This window comes from Haliscomenobacter sp. (assembly GCF_033763495.1).
Taxonomy (GTDB): domain Bacteria; phylum Bacteroidota; class Bacteroidia; order Chitinophagales; family Saprospiraceae; genus Haliscomenobacter.
In genome coordinates, this window is record NZ_JANRKL010000152.1 from 26992 (window position 1) to 40097 (window position 13106).

General features: G+C 46.0%; 12 protein-coding genes. 7 read left to right on the forward strand and 5 right to left on the reverse strand.

Annotated features, from left to right (window positions below; genetic code table 11):
• The first annotated feature begins 139 nt into the window (after positions 1-139).
• A complete protein-coding gene (locus SFV55_RS15790) occupies positions 140-1348 on the forward strand; it encodes a heparan-alpha-glucosaminide N-acetyltransferase domain-containing protein (protein WP_320030490.1) in 1209 nt (402 codons plus the stop codon).
• Between the two features lie 14 nt (positions 1349-1362).
• Here the strand turns inward: SFV55_RS15790 and SFV55_RS15795 are convergent, their stop codons facing one another.
• From SFV55_RS15795 to SFV55_RS15810, 4 genes are all read right to left on the reverse strand, one after another.
• Positions 1363-2058, reverse strand: coding sequence for an NUDIX hydrolase (locus SFV55_RS15795; protein WP_320030491.1), 696 nt, complete (start codon positions 2056-2058; stop codon positions 1363-1365).
• A gap of 153 nt (positions 2059-2211) precedes the next feature.
• On the reverse strand, positions 2212-3381 hold the full coding sequence (locus SFV55_RS15800) for a thiolase family protein (RefSeq protein ID WP_320030492.1): 1170 nt from the start codon (positions 3379-3381) through the stop codon (positions 2212-2214).
• A 97-nt stretch (positions 3382-3478) separates the two neighbouring features.
• Positions 3479-5866: a 3-hydroxyacyl-CoA dehydrogenase/enoyl-CoA hydratase family protein gene (locus SFV55_RS15805; protein WP_320030493.1), complete on the reverse strand. Its 2388-nt coding sequence runs from the start codon at positions 5864-5866 to the stop codon at positions 3479-3481.
• A gap of 269 nt (positions 5867-6135) precedes the next feature.
• Positions 6136-7074: an NYN domain-containing protein gene (locus SFV55_RS15810; RefSeq protein WP_320030494.1), complete on the reverse strand. Its 939-nt coding sequence runs from the start codon at positions 7072-7074 to the stop codon at positions 6136-6138.
• A gap of 322 nt (positions 7075-7396) precedes the next feature.
• Here SFV55_RS15810 and SFV55_RS15815 point away from each other — a divergent pair, with 322 nt between their 5' ends.
• From SFV55_RS15815 to SFV55_RS15840, 6 genes are all read left to right on the forward strand, one after another.
• Positions 7397-8101: a MotA/TolQ/ExbB proton channel family protein gene (locus SFV55_RS15815; RefSeq protein ID WP_320030495.1), complete on the forward strand. Its 705-nt coding sequence runs from the start codon at positions 7397-7399 to the stop codon at positions 8099-8101.
• 55 nt (positions 8102-8156) lie between these two features.
• Positions 8157-8561: a biopolymer transporter ExbD gene (locus tag SFV55_RS15820; RefSeq protein ID WP_320030496.1), complete on the forward strand. Its 405-nt coding sequence runs from the start codon at positions 8157-8159 to the stop codon at positions 8559-8561.
• A gap of 11 nt (positions 8562-8572) precedes the next feature.
• Entirely contained in the window at positions 8573-8977 is a 405-nt protein-coding gene (locus SFV55_RS15825; protein WP_320030497.1) for a biopolymer transporter ExbD, read from the forward strand.
• 31 nt (positions 8978-9008) lie between these two features.
• On the forward strand, positions 9009-9899 hold the full coding sequence (locus tag SFV55_RS15830) for a hypothetical protein (protein ID WP_320030498.1): 891 nt from the start codon (positions 9009-9011) through the stop codon (positions 9897-9899).
• 344 nt (positions 9900-10243) lie between these two features.
• Positions 10244-11527, forward strand: coding sequence for a folylpolyglutamate synthase/dihydrofolate synthase family protein (locus SFV55_RS15835; RefSeq protein ID WP_320030499.1), 1284 nt, complete (start codon positions 10244-10246; stop codon positions 11525-11527).
• Between the two features lie 200 nt (positions 11528-11727).
• Entirely contained in the window at positions 11728-12408 is a 681-nt protein-coding gene (locus SFV55_RS15840; protein ID WP_320030500.1) for an SMUG2 DNA glycosylase family protein, read from the forward strand.
• A gap of 78 nt (positions 12409-12486) precedes the next feature.
• Here SFV55_RS15840 and SFV55_RS15845 read toward each other — a convergent pair whose 3' ends face one another.
• Positions 12487-13056: a thioredoxin family protein gene (locus SFV55_RS15845; RefSeq protein WP_320030501.1), complete on the reverse strand. Its 570-nt coding sequence runs from the start codon at positions 13054-13056 to the stop codon at positions 12487-12489.
• Positions 13057-13106 lie beyond the last annotated feature (50 nt).

Sequence of the window (13106 nt, forward strand, 5' to 3'; positions counted from 1 at the left end):
GGAATTGGTGGTTCCAATTGGTTTGCACGAAAGTATATTTTTTACCTAATTTTGCGCAAGTTTTCGGAGCTAGGGCATTACTTTTTATACCATTGTACGTCTAACTGCCGAAACCTTTGACAAAAACAACACCAAAGCATTGAGCACCGTTTCGCCATCTCTTCCCGTATTTAATGCAACACCCAAAAAGCGGATTGTTTTCCTGGATGTACTGAGGGCTTATGCCATCATGATGATGTTACAAGGCCACTTCGTAGATACCATGCTCGATGACCGCTATCGCGATCTGACCAACCCCATCTATTGGACCTGGCATTTTATGCGAGGACTTACCGCGCCGATCTTTTTCTTTGTGAGTGGCGCGATTTTTGTGTTTTTGATGCTGCGCGACTCGGGACCCTGGTACCAGAATGTACGCATTCAAAAGGGGCTGCGCAGGGTTTTGTTGTTGTTGTTTTTGGGCTATATCCTCAAGTGGAATTTTCTTTACGTATTTAGCTTCAAATTCTTTCCCTCCTTCTTCTTTGTGGATGTATTTCACATCATTGGACTGGCCATTTTTACCGTTATCGCGGTATTCATATTGCATCAATATACCCGCATTCCTTTGCCCTTGATGTATTTTGTGTTGGCGTTGACCGCTTTTTTGATTTCACCAGATGTCAAAACCTACGATTGGTCGGGTTTGCCGATTGTGTTGCAGAATTATTTCATCAAGGATCACGGCTCAACTTTTACCCTTTTCCCCTGGATTGGTTTTTCCCTCTTTGGAGGGGTGGTAGGTTGGCACATGAATCGTTGGCCCAATTTTTACCATACCCACTGGGCACCATTGTTGTTCATCAGTTTGGGGATCTGGATCCATTATTCAGTGAACGATATCCTGAATGGGTTGCACTACCTCACCACCATTGATCATTTTAGACTGGCCACTTACAACAATGCCTCATTTTGGCGGCTGGGGCACGTGTTCATTGTCTTTTCCATTTTTATCTGGATCACTAAAATTTTCAAAAACATCCCTCCGTTGGTGATGAAAATAGGCGGGGAAACGCTGGTGATTTACAGTGTTCATTACGTGTTGTTGTATGGTACCTGGTTTGGTCTTGGGGTACGATCATTGGGGAGCCATTCGTGGACTCCCTGGAGCGCGGCAATAGGTGCAGTGTTGTTCCTGGTCTTTTTTGCGTATTTGATTTACCGCATCGAAGAGATTCGTTACTTCCTGTACCACTTGCTACCACATTACAGCAAACTATACTATCGATTTTTTCGACTCAAATTGCGGCGTTTTTACCTGGATAAAAAGGGGATTTCAAGCAATGTGCCGGCCAAAAAGGTTAGGTAAAAGTGGATGCAGCCCTAGCCGATGATCCTAAACCCTTTTTCCCTTACACTTTCATAACCAGCCTGGTCAAATGAATACAGGAAGGAGCCTTTTTTGGAACTACCGCGCAGCTTTTCGTTGGTTTTGAACAAAATACCCAGGGAGAGCATCTTTTTGCTGAAATTACCTTCGTCAAAATCACGATCGTAAATGGCTTCGTACAAGCTAAGCAATTGTTTCATGGTGAACTTTTCGGGCAACAATTCAAACCCAATGGGTTGATAACCTGCTCTTCTGCGCAAACGGTAAAGTGCCGCATCCACCATTTGTTCATGGTCAAAAATGAGGTCTGGCCGGGCTTTGATGGGAAACCAGTGGGCATCGTGGCTTTTGCCCAACTCTTCATCGTAATCTTCCAATTTGATCAAGGCGTAATAACATATCGAAATTACCCGTTCAACCGGATCGCGATGGATGTCCCCGAATAAATAAACTTGTTCGAGATAAATGTCCTCCAAACCAGTTAATTGGAATAAAATACGTTTGGCACCGTCATTCAGGCTTTCTTCCTGACTCAGAAAACCTCCCATCAAAGACCATTGACCTTTGGCCGGTTCCATGTTGCGGTGAACCAGCAATAGTTTGAGCTCCTGTTTGTCAAATCCAAAAACAATGCAGTCAATGGCTACCTTAAAAGAGTCTGCATTGTAGGTGAAAGGTACCTTAGTCATTGATGTAACTTAGTTTTAAAAGGGTAAGTTAAAAAAAATGTCCAACATACAGTTATAACCCTGCGTGTTGGACATTTTTTCATAAAAAAAGGTGCCGAGTTAAGGCTAAGTAGCGGGGCAAAACGAGCACTTGTGTTTTATGCCCCTTAGCGCTTATACCATTTCGTAAATGCCTGCGATACCTTGACCACCACCTACACAGGCCGTGACCATACCGTATTTTTTATTTTGACGGTGCAATTCGTGGAACAATTGAGTGGACAATTTTGCTCCGGTACATCCCAGCGGGTGTCCCAGTGCAATGGCACCACCATTGACATTGACCTTGTCTTTGTCCAATCCGGCTTCCTGAATTACAGCCAATGCCTGTGCACCAAAGGCCTCATTGAGTTCGATTAAATCAATGTCGCTGAGCGAAATCCCCGCTTGTTTTACCGCCTTGGGAATGGCAGCACAAGGGCCAATGCCCATGTACATAGGGTCCACTCCACCAACAGCACAGCCGATCATCCGGGCAATTGGTTTCAACCCCAATTGTTTGACCATTTCTTCACTCACCACGAGGACAAAGGCAGCCCCGTCAGAAGTTTGAGAAGAATTACCTGCGGTGACCACTCCACCATTGGCAAAAGCGGGTTTAAGCGCAGCCAAACCAGCCAGGGAGGTATCGCGACGAACGCCTTCGTCCATGGCTACGGTGAATTCCTTTTCAACGCGTTTGTCGTTTTGAACAAACACTTCTTTGACCTTTACGGGCACAATCTCATCATTGAACTTACCTGCGTCGATGGCCTGGCCTGCCAATTGGTGGGAGCGCAAAGCGAATTCATCGGCTTGCTCCCGACTGATCCCATATTTATGAGCCACCGCTTCAGCCGTATGCCCCATGCTGGCCAGGTAGTTGGGGGTAGTGCTGGCTACGGAGTACGCAGGAGCCAGCTTGTACCCGGTCATCGGGATCATGCTCATGCTTTCGGTTCCGCCAGCAAGATAAATGTGCCCCATGCCCGCGCGAATCTTGGAAACGGCCATCGAAATGGTTTCCAGCCCGGAGGCACAGTAACGGTTGACGGTTACACCCGGTACTTCCTGACCCAGAGCGCGAAGTGAAATTTGACGCCCGATTTGAAAACCTTGTTCACCTTCAGGATTGGCACAACCTACGAACACATCGTCAACCAATTTAGGGTCAACTTCGGGGACCTGTGCCATCAGGTGTTTGATGATGTCTACCGCCAGGTCATCGGAGCGGTAGTTTTTGAAGCCGCCGCGTTTGGATCTGCCAACGGCGGAGCGATATGCTTTGATGATGTATGCTTCCATAGTCTTCGACTAGCCCACGATTAAAGTCATGGGTTGGTGATCTATATGGCCTCCCACGGATAAATCCACGGGGTGGCTGGTTTTATTTAGGAGTTCCTTAGTTGCGCAGCGGTTTGTTGTTCTGCAACATGTATTGGATGCGTTCCAGCGTTTTTTGCTCACCACAAAGGCTGAGGAAAGCTTCACGCTCCAAATCCAGTAAGTATTGTTCCGAAACCACTTGGGTTCCCGTGAGGTCACCACCGCAGAGCACCCAGGCAATTTTTTTGGCAATTTTGATGTCGTGTTCGGAGGCGTAGCGACCCAGTTTGAGTTCATTGGCAGCCACATAGAGGGCGGCCAAACCCGTCTGCCCCAGTACAGTTACCTTTTTGGGCAAAGGTTGGGTGTAGTTGGGCGCGAGCTCCAGAACCTTTTTCTTGGCTTCGGCGATGGCGCGGTCTTTGTTCATCACGATTTCGTCGCGCTCGGGCAACAGGTAGCGGTAGTTGAAAGCTTCAGAAGCAGAGGTACTTACTCCAGCCGTGGCGATGGTTTTGAAACGATCCACCAGGGTGGGGATCAACACTTCACCTTCTTTGAATTCGTCTGAAGCACGTACGGCAAACTCTTTGGTGCCGCCGCCACCAGGAATGACTCCAATGCCCACTTCCACCAAACCGATATAAGATTCTGCCGAAACGGTAGCCGCATCAGCATGCATCAACAATTCACAACCTCCCCCAAACACGTAACCTTGGGTAGCGACCACCACAGGGATGCTGGAATAGCGTGCCCGCAAGGTCGTTTGTTGGAAAATGTTGACGGCCATATTCAATTCCTCAAACTCGCCCTGGTAAGCCAGTTGGGCGATCATAAAAATATTGGCGCCTACACTGAAGTTGGTCCCATTGTTGCCGATAACCAAGCCGTTCCAATTGCCATCTTCCGCAATCTGGATCGCTTCATTGATTCCGCGTAATACCCCCTCACCGATGGAGTTGTGTGGACTGGTGAATTCCAGGCAAAGCACCCCATCGCCAATGTCATGAAGGATAACTTCATTGTTTTTAAACACTGGAGACTGATCGCGGTAATTGTCCAGGACAATCAGGGATTCGCGGCCGGGGATACTGGCATAGGCTTTTTTTGCCGGATCGTAGCAGAGGCGTTGGCCTCCTTCCCGTTTGTAAAAGCGGGTATGTCCGGCAGCGAGCATTTCTTTGACCCAGTCGGCTATTTTTTCACCTTGGGCTTCAGCACTTTGAATGCCTTTTTTCAAACCAATCAAATCCCAATATTCAAATGGACCATACTCCCAGCCATAACCCGCCTTCATGGCATCGTCGATGCTATAGAGTTGGTCAGTGATTTCTGGAATGCGGTTGGAAGAGTAGGCAAAAAGGCCATTGAGCGACTTTTGTACCAACTGCCCGCCTGCATCGGGCGCATCGTACAATGCACAAATGCGTTTGGGTAGGTCATCGATGTTTTTGCTCAATTTCAGGCTGGCCAGATCCGATTTGCTCGATGGCTCATATTCCAGGGTGCTCAAGTTGAGCGCCAGTATGACCGGGCGGCCTTTTTCGTCCTTATCAGCGGTTTTTTTGTAAAAACCTTGTCCGGTTTTGTTGCCCAAAAACTTGTTGTCCAGTAGGAACTGCAAATAACCAGGTACACTAAATGCTCCTGCTTGCTCGTCGTTGGGGCAATTGGCCTTGATTCCTTTGATGACATTGGCAGCAGTATCGTGCCCGACCAGGTCACCCAAGCGGAAAGTACCCGTTTTGGGGCGTCCGAGGGAAGGACCAGTCAAAACATCCACATCTTCGATGCGCAGCCCCAGTTCAGTAGTCAACTGGTAGATTTTTGCCATGGCGTATACCCCCACGCGGTTGCCAATAAAGGCAGGAGTATCCTTACACAAAACGGTTTGTTTACCCAAATGGATGTCACCGTATTGCATGAAAAAATCCACCACCTCCGGCTTGGTTTTGGGCGTTGGGATGACCTCCAACAAGCGCAGATAGCGGGGTGGGTTAAAGAAGTGGGTACCGCAGAAATGTTGCTGAAAATCTTCACTACGATCTTCCAGCATCAAATGGATCGGGATACCTGAGGTATTGGAAGTGACATAAGACCCGGCCTTACGGTACTGGTCTACTTTGTCAAAAACCTTCTTTTTGATGTCTAAATTTTCGACAACAACTTCGATGATCCAATCACAATCCACGATTTTGGGCATGTCATCATCAAAGTTGCCGGTTTTGACCCGACTGGCAAAGCTTTTGTCAAACAAAGCGGCAGGCTTGGATTTGAGGGCATTATCCAGAGCTTGATTGACGATGCGATTGCGGGCGGCAGGGTTGTTTTTGTCCTCGTCTTTGAGGTCAAAAGGGACAATGTCGAGCATGAGTACTTCCAAACCAATGTTGGCCAAATGGCAGGCAATACCAGCACCCATTACTCCCGAACCCAATACCGCTGCTTTTCTGATTCTTTTCATGTTAAAAGCGGCGTTCTGATAGGTTGAAATTGGCGTTGTCAATTTTAGCGAATTTTCGCTAACTGCGCAAATTTAGGAATTAACTTGGAAGGGAAAAGGGAAAGCGGAGAATTTTTTTATTTAGTTGAGGAGGTTGAGGAGTTGAGGCTGGTCACTGAGCGAAGCCGAAGTGCTGGTCTCAACTCCTCAACCTCCTCAACTAAAAAAGGCCAAAATCCAGAAAGTTGACTCCTGAAAATTGGCCCTTTTATCTTACAATTTTTTTGTGATTATTGCTCAACCACAAATACTTCTTTAGCCATCATACGTCCATCCTCCTTGGGTTCAAGAGAGAAAGATACATTATCGCCGATTTCAAGGTCATTGAAATCATAATCGATCAGGCTGCTAAAGTGAAAAAAGACGTTGTTGGGTGGAAATTTAATAAAGCCATAGCCTTCCTTAAGAGAAAGAATGGTACTCTGATGAAATTCATCATCCCCCGAAGATTCTCCACCTGGTTGCCAACTGGTGCCCTGTTTGTGTGAAACCTTTGCCTCCGTTTTTGGAACAAACAGACTGCTTACTATTGCTTCACTTTTGGGAGAGAAATCATCAATGATCTCATGCATGGCAATTGGGTAAGCACAACTGGTTACCAAATCGTTAGAGGTACGGGTGCTGAAGCGATTGCCTTCTTCGTCGGTGTATTCAAAGTTCCAGTGCAACAACATTACCCGGCTACCCAATGAGTGCAATTTGCGCACGAGTGGAGCATAGTCGCCATCTGCTGCCAGGATTACTACGACATCGAATCGTTTGTAAAAGGTCATTTCAAAGGCTTCCAGGGCGAGCCATACGTCAATCCCTTTTTCTTGCCAACGTCCGTGAAAGTTGCGTACAGGTAGGTAGTGTACCGATACCCCTTCGCTCATCAGAATGTCGTCGAAAGCGCGCTCAAAATACAATAAATTCCCGCGTTGACTGGCTTCACTGGCACTCAGGCGGCCACGGAAATAATGGGCATCAATGATTTGGCAGCGGTGAAATTCTTCATCTTCTTCAATGGCCACTTGTTTGCGTACAAAATCATGTAATCCACGAATGCTGATCCGGCTACGGCGTTCGTGTACATAATTGTAGTAGTTGCTTACCTGTAAAAAATAATGGCCATCATAAAACACGCCAATTCGGATTAACCCGGCTTTTGAATTTGGAAAGTTTGTCATCTATCTTATCTGTTTTCAAAAAAAGTATTTAGTAATCGTTTCAACTGGATTTCGCAATGTTGGGAACTTATTCTGATTTAACGGGCCTGGGAATGAGGCAGTAATACTTTTGATGTTAAGGAAACTTTAATTAGAGGTTTACTTTGTGTTCATTTAGGTCGCGCAAGATCGTGTATTTTACTAAAAAACAAAAACAAATTCCTTAAAGTTTTGGATTAAGGAAATCTTAAATTGTTAAATTTGGGCGCGGTTAAAATACTTATCCGCGAAAGTACTTCGTTTTGAAGCGAAAATACGAACTAATCTAAAAACATCTTTTTCCATGCTACTGAACTTTCTGCTACTGCAAGCTGGTTTGGATACGACTACACAAGAAGCTGTGTCTGATACAAGTGTTGCTTCTCGAAGCACCCTCGACTTATTGATGGAAGGTGGCCCTGCGGGGGTAATCATCAGTTTTTTGATCATCGTGATGTCCTTTATTGCCGTATACATTTTCTTTGAGCGCTATCGAATGATTAAGCGAGCTTCGAGAGTGGACGAAAACTTCATGAACAACATTCGAGCCAATGTAAAAAATGGTAATGTGGCAGCAGCAAGAGCGCTCTGTCAGGCCAGCGGCTCGCCTGTTGCAATGATGGTGGAAAAGGGGATCATGCGCATTGGTAAGCCAGTACGCGACATTGAACACGCCATCGAGAACGTGGGCAAGGTAGAATTGTCCAAAATGGAAAAGAACCTCAACATCCTCAGCATCATTGCGGGGGTTGCCCCCATGTTCGGTTTTTTGGGAACCATTGCGGGTATGATCCAGACTTTCTCCTCTTTGGCCGAATCCAACAACCTGACTATCGGGGTTATTGCAGGTGGTATCTACGTCAAAATGTTTACTTCTGCATTGGGATTGGTCGTTGGGATTATGGCTTTTATCTTCTATAATCTGCTCAATGGTATGATTGACCGGGTGGTGGACAATATGGAGTTGAGTACTTTCGACTTTATCGATATGCTTCAGGAGCCAACCTAGTCGCCTGCGGAGGCACTATTTTTTGTTCTTGTTCATCAGCTTTATACTTATTATTATGGCGATACGCACCAGAAAAAAGGCATTAACAGAGGTGAATCTTTCCTCGATGACCGACATTATTTTTATGTTGCTCATCTTTTTCATGCTCACCTCTACGCTGATCAGAATCGTTCCCTTTGAGTTGCCGAAATCCTTTTCAAGGGCCAAAGCGCCCATCAAAATAACCGTTGAAATCAGGGCTGGCGATTTGGGCTATGAAGTGAATGACAATCCTATCACCGAAGAAGAGTTGAAAGACGTGATTGCTCGGACCATTCAGGAAAAAAAAGCAGCCAACGAGGATGTAACCGTAACCATTATTGCTGAAAAAGGGGTGAAATTTCGCAAAGTGACGGACGTGATCAAAATCGCCAACAGCCTCGGAACCAAGGCCATTCTGGCAACTGAACCCCACACTTAAACCACACGGACATGAACTTACGCAATAGAGACCGGGAAGGAAAAGGTGAACATGGCATGAACTCCATGACCGACATCATTTTCATCCTCTTGATGTTTTTTATGATGACTTCAACTTTAACGGCTCCCAGTGCTTTGAATTTGATGCTGCCCGGCAATTCAGCTACTACAGCCAATAAAGCCAAAGACAAGCTGATTGATGTAGGCATTGAGGAGGATGGAACTTATTCGCTGAATGGACGCCTGGCTAGTTTACTGCTGGTACAGGAACAATTGAAGTCGCTGCGCGAAAACAGTTTGGAAGAAGTATTTGTTACTGTTTCTCCATCGCCAGAAGCACCAGTGGAAAACGTGGTTGAAATCATGGACCTTACGTATCAACTGGGCATTAGTGCGATATTGAACACACTGGAGTAAGCATTTGTTTATAAGGTAAAGTACGATCATCATGGCTATGAAAATATCGGCATTTGAGCGCAAAATAAAAAACCAGGGCTTGGTCATCAGTACAGTCATTCACATTGTGCTGATCTTACTGATGTTGATTGCCCATACCAAAACGCCAACTCCACCTCCTCCTCCAGTTGAAGGGGTTTTGGTCAATTTGGGCTTGCCAGACGTTGGGCAAGGGGAAGAAAATACACCCGGGCCGCCCGTTCCAACTCCTGCTCCACCCAATGTGAAGCCTGACCCAACGGAAAAAACGCCTGCACTGCCAGACAAAAAAAATCCGCCACCCCCAAGCAAACCCAATAAATCTGAGCCTAAACCTTCGGTAACTACCGAGGACCCCGCTGCCATTGCCCTGCGCGAACGCCAGGAAAAAGACCGCAAAGCCAGAGAAGAATCGGACCGGATTGCTCGTGAAAACACGGAAAAGCAACGCCTGGCCGATGAGGAAAAACGCCGTAAAGAAGCGGAAGCCAAAGCAACCAAAGACCAAATTGGTGGCTTGTTCGGTGGCGGAGGCAAAGGTACGGGTAAAGGCAATACGGGAAAGCCTGGTAATCAGGGTGATCCTGATGGTGACCCCAACTCCAAGGTCCTGGAAGGAATTACCACTGGAACGGGCTCGGTCGGCGGAAGTTTAGGCAATCGAAGCGTGGTAACGGCACCCCGAATCACCGACAACTCTTCACTGGAAGGTACTGTCGTTATTGCCGTATGTGTAGACCCCAATGGTTCTGTTGTTTCTGCTGATTTCACCCAGAAAGGATCAACCACCACCAATAGTACTCTGGTCAACCTGGCCATCAGCAATGCGCGCAAATGGAGATTCTCCGCAGGTGATGCAGATCGGCAGTGTGGTACAGTAACTTATCGATTCAAAGTACAATAATATAGTCTAAGAACCTCCTAACCCTGAAGGCAGGGTCGAATGGTTAGGATTTGAACCCCGAAGGGGTGACATGATTATAGAAAAATAATCGCGTTTATTCCATCAAGAGAAACCCCGAAGGGGTGGTATGATGAAGTAAAAGGTGAGGGTAAATAATGTCACCCCTTCGGGGTTCGAACACATCCTCATCCTGTTTTTTCTATAATCCTGTCACCCCTTCGGGGTTCAAATTAGTCCTCAATTTAGAATCAATCGATCCTAGTTTGCAGGGGCAGAGGCTCTTAGGCGTAGCTTGATGCTAGCTGAAATCTTTAATGATTCCCATCTAGCCCGCCCGAACGCTCATGTCCTACCAACAAATCCTCGATTTCCTCTACGCCCAACTCCCCATGTTCCATCGCATTGGAGCAGCAGCTTACAAAAAAGACCTTGGCAATACCTTGGCCCTGCTGGAATACCTGGGCAATCCACAGCAAAAATTCCAATCCATCCACGTTGGTGGTACCAATGGTAAGGGCTCTACTTCCCATATGTTGAGCGCTATCCTGCAAGCCAAAGGATTTAAAACAGGCTTGTACGTTTCGCCGCATTACCGCGATTTTCGTGAGCGCATCAAGATCAATGGCCAGTACATTTCGCGCCAGTATGTGATCGATTTTGTGGAAAAAATGAAGCCCATCATCGCGGAGGTGCAACCCTCTTTTTTTGAACTGACCGTAGCGATGGCTTTCGATTATTTTGCCCAACGCAAAGTAGAGGTAGCGGTCATAGAAGTTGGTTTGGGCGGCAGGCTGGACAGCACCAATGTGATTACCCCGGTGCTCAGCGTCATTACCAACATCAGTTTTGACCACATGCAATTCCTGGGAAACTCCTTACCCGAGATTGCTGCGGAAAAAGCAGGCATCATCAAACCTGGCATACCAGTAGTAATTGGTGAAACCCACCCGGAGAGTGCCCCGGTATTTGAAGCCACAGCTAGGGCAAAAAACGCTCCGATTAGCTTTGCCGATCAACACATTCAAGTAAGGTTATTGGCAGAAAATGTAAGCCACAGTTATTTTGAGGTAAAAAAAAATGAGCGAGTATGGTATCCTGAATTGGCGGCCAATTTGCACGGGGATTATCAGATGCTGAATGTACAAACCGTTTTGGAAGCCGTTTCCAAGCTGCCAAAAGCCTGGGAAATTAATGATCTTGCCATCATCACTGGCTTAAACGATCTTGTTCCATTGACCCGTTTTATGGGGCGCTGGCAATTGTTGGGGGAAAATCCGACCATCATTGCCGACAGTGCCCACAATGAAGCGGGAATTCAAATGGCTATGCAGCAATTGGCCAAAATTCCCCGGCAAAAACTGCACCTGGTTATTGGGGTGCTGCGAGATAAAGATTTGGTGAAAATGTTGCCGCAATTGCCGATTGATGGCGTTTATTACTTCGCCAAGCCAGATATTCCGCGAGGACTAGAAGCGGAGGTACTTCAAAAAACAGCAGCAGAGCAAGGTCGCAAAGGAAGAGCCTATAGCTCGGTCAAAAATGCGTTGAAAGCAGCCCGTCGTCAGGCACAAGCAGAAGATGTGATATATGTAGGAGGCAGTATTTTTGTATTGGCGGAGGTTTTATAACGACATTCCAAAAAATAAAAAAGGTGCTCCTTTAAGGAGAGCACCCACATAAACTATAAACAAACAAAAAACATTAGCAATCTTGTGATCAGGATCAAAACGTAGATAATCCCGATTTCGTTCAACGAAGTACGTAAATTTACCATTTATTCCCGCACTTTTTGGATAAAAAGCCCGAAATAAACCGCAAATATACAGCAATGAATCTTGCAATACGCATTTCTACCCATTTTTCCAATCTTGCAGACCACATGCCTGATTTACCTCCGGGGGTAGAATGGTTGAATCCATTGGGTGAAATTCAGGAATCCAGAGCTATTTTTCAAATTTTTTTAGAAAAATTCTATGCGGATACTGAGCCTCGCCACCTGATTTTGGGCATTAACCCGGGCAGATTTGGCGGAGGCATCACCAATGTTGCGTTCACCGACCCTCTTCATTTGGAAAAAGAATTGGGTATTTCCAGTACTTTCCCTAAAAAAGCAGAACTCTCTGCTCATTTTGTGTACCAGGTTATTCATGCCTATGGTGGCCCTAAACTTTTTTATGACCACTTTTTCATCAGCTCTGTTTGCCCTTTTGGTTTTGTCAAGAATGGCAAAAACTACAATTATTATGACGAAAAACCTTTACAAAAAGCCGCCACCCCTTTTATTGAGTACCATTTGGAAGCGATGATTGAACACTGCCAAATGCGTAGGGACAAATGTTTTTGCCTGGGCGAAGGGCAAAATTATGCTTTTTTGCAACAGCTCAATGCACAGCGCGGCTACTTTCAGGAAATTATTCCCCTGGCACACCCCCGTTTCATCATGCAGTACAAACGTAAGGCTGTAGATTTATACGTGCAAAGCTATTTGGCGTCACTTTGTGATCGCTAAAGGAGTTTTGCCACGAAGACACGAAGGCACAAAGAGGTCATTTTCCTTAATCCTCTTTGTGCCTTCGTGCTTGTTAGGCTAATTTTTATTGCTAACGCTCTTCACGTATTGCTCATACGTTTTACCATTGTAATGGCCTTCTCCAACAAACTTCAATTCAGGCATAATTTGCTCTGGCGTTTTGTAACCAGGAGAGATGGTCACCCTTTGGAATTTTTCATCCAGGTAAACAAAAGCGGGATAACCCAATTGTCCGTCCAGCAACGCATAAGCCAGCTCATGCACACCCCGCGATCCACTGGCTATGTACTTGAAAGTATGGTTGTCAAAAACGATGTTTTCTTTCTGCTCAGCATCAAATTTGACTGCATAAAAATGTTTGTTCATCAACTCGGCAACCTGGGGATCCTTAAAAGTAGAAGCGTCCATTTTTTTGCACCAACCGCACCAATCGGTATAACAGTCGATGAAAATTTTCTTTTTTTCTTTTTTGTTGGCCTCAACTGCCTCTTGCCAGCTCATCCATTTGATGGCCACTGCCTTACCAGTTGATTGAGGTGCCTGGTCACCTTTTTTAAGGGGCGAAAAAGCATACATAGCCAGCGCCAGACCAACTACTGAAAACACCCCAAACAAAACTTTTTTCATGTTTTAATCATTTAAGCGTTACCAACATAACGAGAAAATCCTTTGAAAGT

Excerpts from the sequence above, each read along its gene's own strand:
- SFV55_RS15795 (WP_320030491.1), bottom strand. The coding sequence starts at position 2,058 with ATGACTAAGGTACCTTTCACCTACAATGCAGACTCTTTTAAGGTAGCC.
- SFV55_RS15800 (WP_320030492.1), bottom strand. The coding sequence starts at position 3,381 with ATGGAAGCATACATCATCAAAGCATATCGCTCCGCCGTTGGCAGATCC.
- SFV55_RS15805 (WP_320030493.1), bottom strand. The coding sequence starts at position 5,866 with ATGAAAAGAATCAGAAAAGCAGCGGTATTGGGTTCGGGAGTAATGGGT.
- SFV55_RS15810 (WP_320030494.1), bottom strand. The coding sequence starts at position 7,074 with ATGACAAACTTTCCAAATTCAAAAGCCGGGTTAATCCGAATTGGCGTG.
- SFV55_RS15815 (WP_320030495.1), top strand. The coding sequence starts at position 7,397 with ATGCTACTGAACTTTCTGCTACTGCAAGCTGGTTTGGATACGACTACA.
- SFV55_RS15820 (WP_320030496.1), top strand. The coding sequence starts at position 8,157 with ATGGCGATACGCACCAGAAAAAAGGCATTAACAGAGGTGAATCTTTCC.
- SFV55_RS15825 (WP_320030497.1), top strand. The coding sequence starts at position 8,573 with ATGAACTTACGCAATAGAGACCGGGAAGGAAAAGGTGAACATGGCATG.
- SFV55_RS15830 (WP_320030498.1), top strand. The coding sequence starts at position 9,009 with ATGGCTATGAAAATATCGGCATTTGAGCGCAAAATAAAAAACCAGGGC.
- SFV55_RS15835 (WP_320030499.1), top strand. The coding sequence starts at position 10,244 with ATGTCCTACCAACAAATCCTCGATTTCCTCTACGCCCAACTCCCCATG.
- SFV55_RS15840 (WP_320030500.1), top strand. The coding sequence starts at position 11,728 with ATGAATCTTGCAATACGCATTTCTACCCATTTTTCCAATCTTGCAGAC.
- SFV55_RS15845 (WP_320030501.1), bottom strand. The coding sequence starts at position 13,056 with ATGAAAAAAGTTTTGTTTGGGGTGTTTTCAGTAGTTGGTCTGGCGCTG.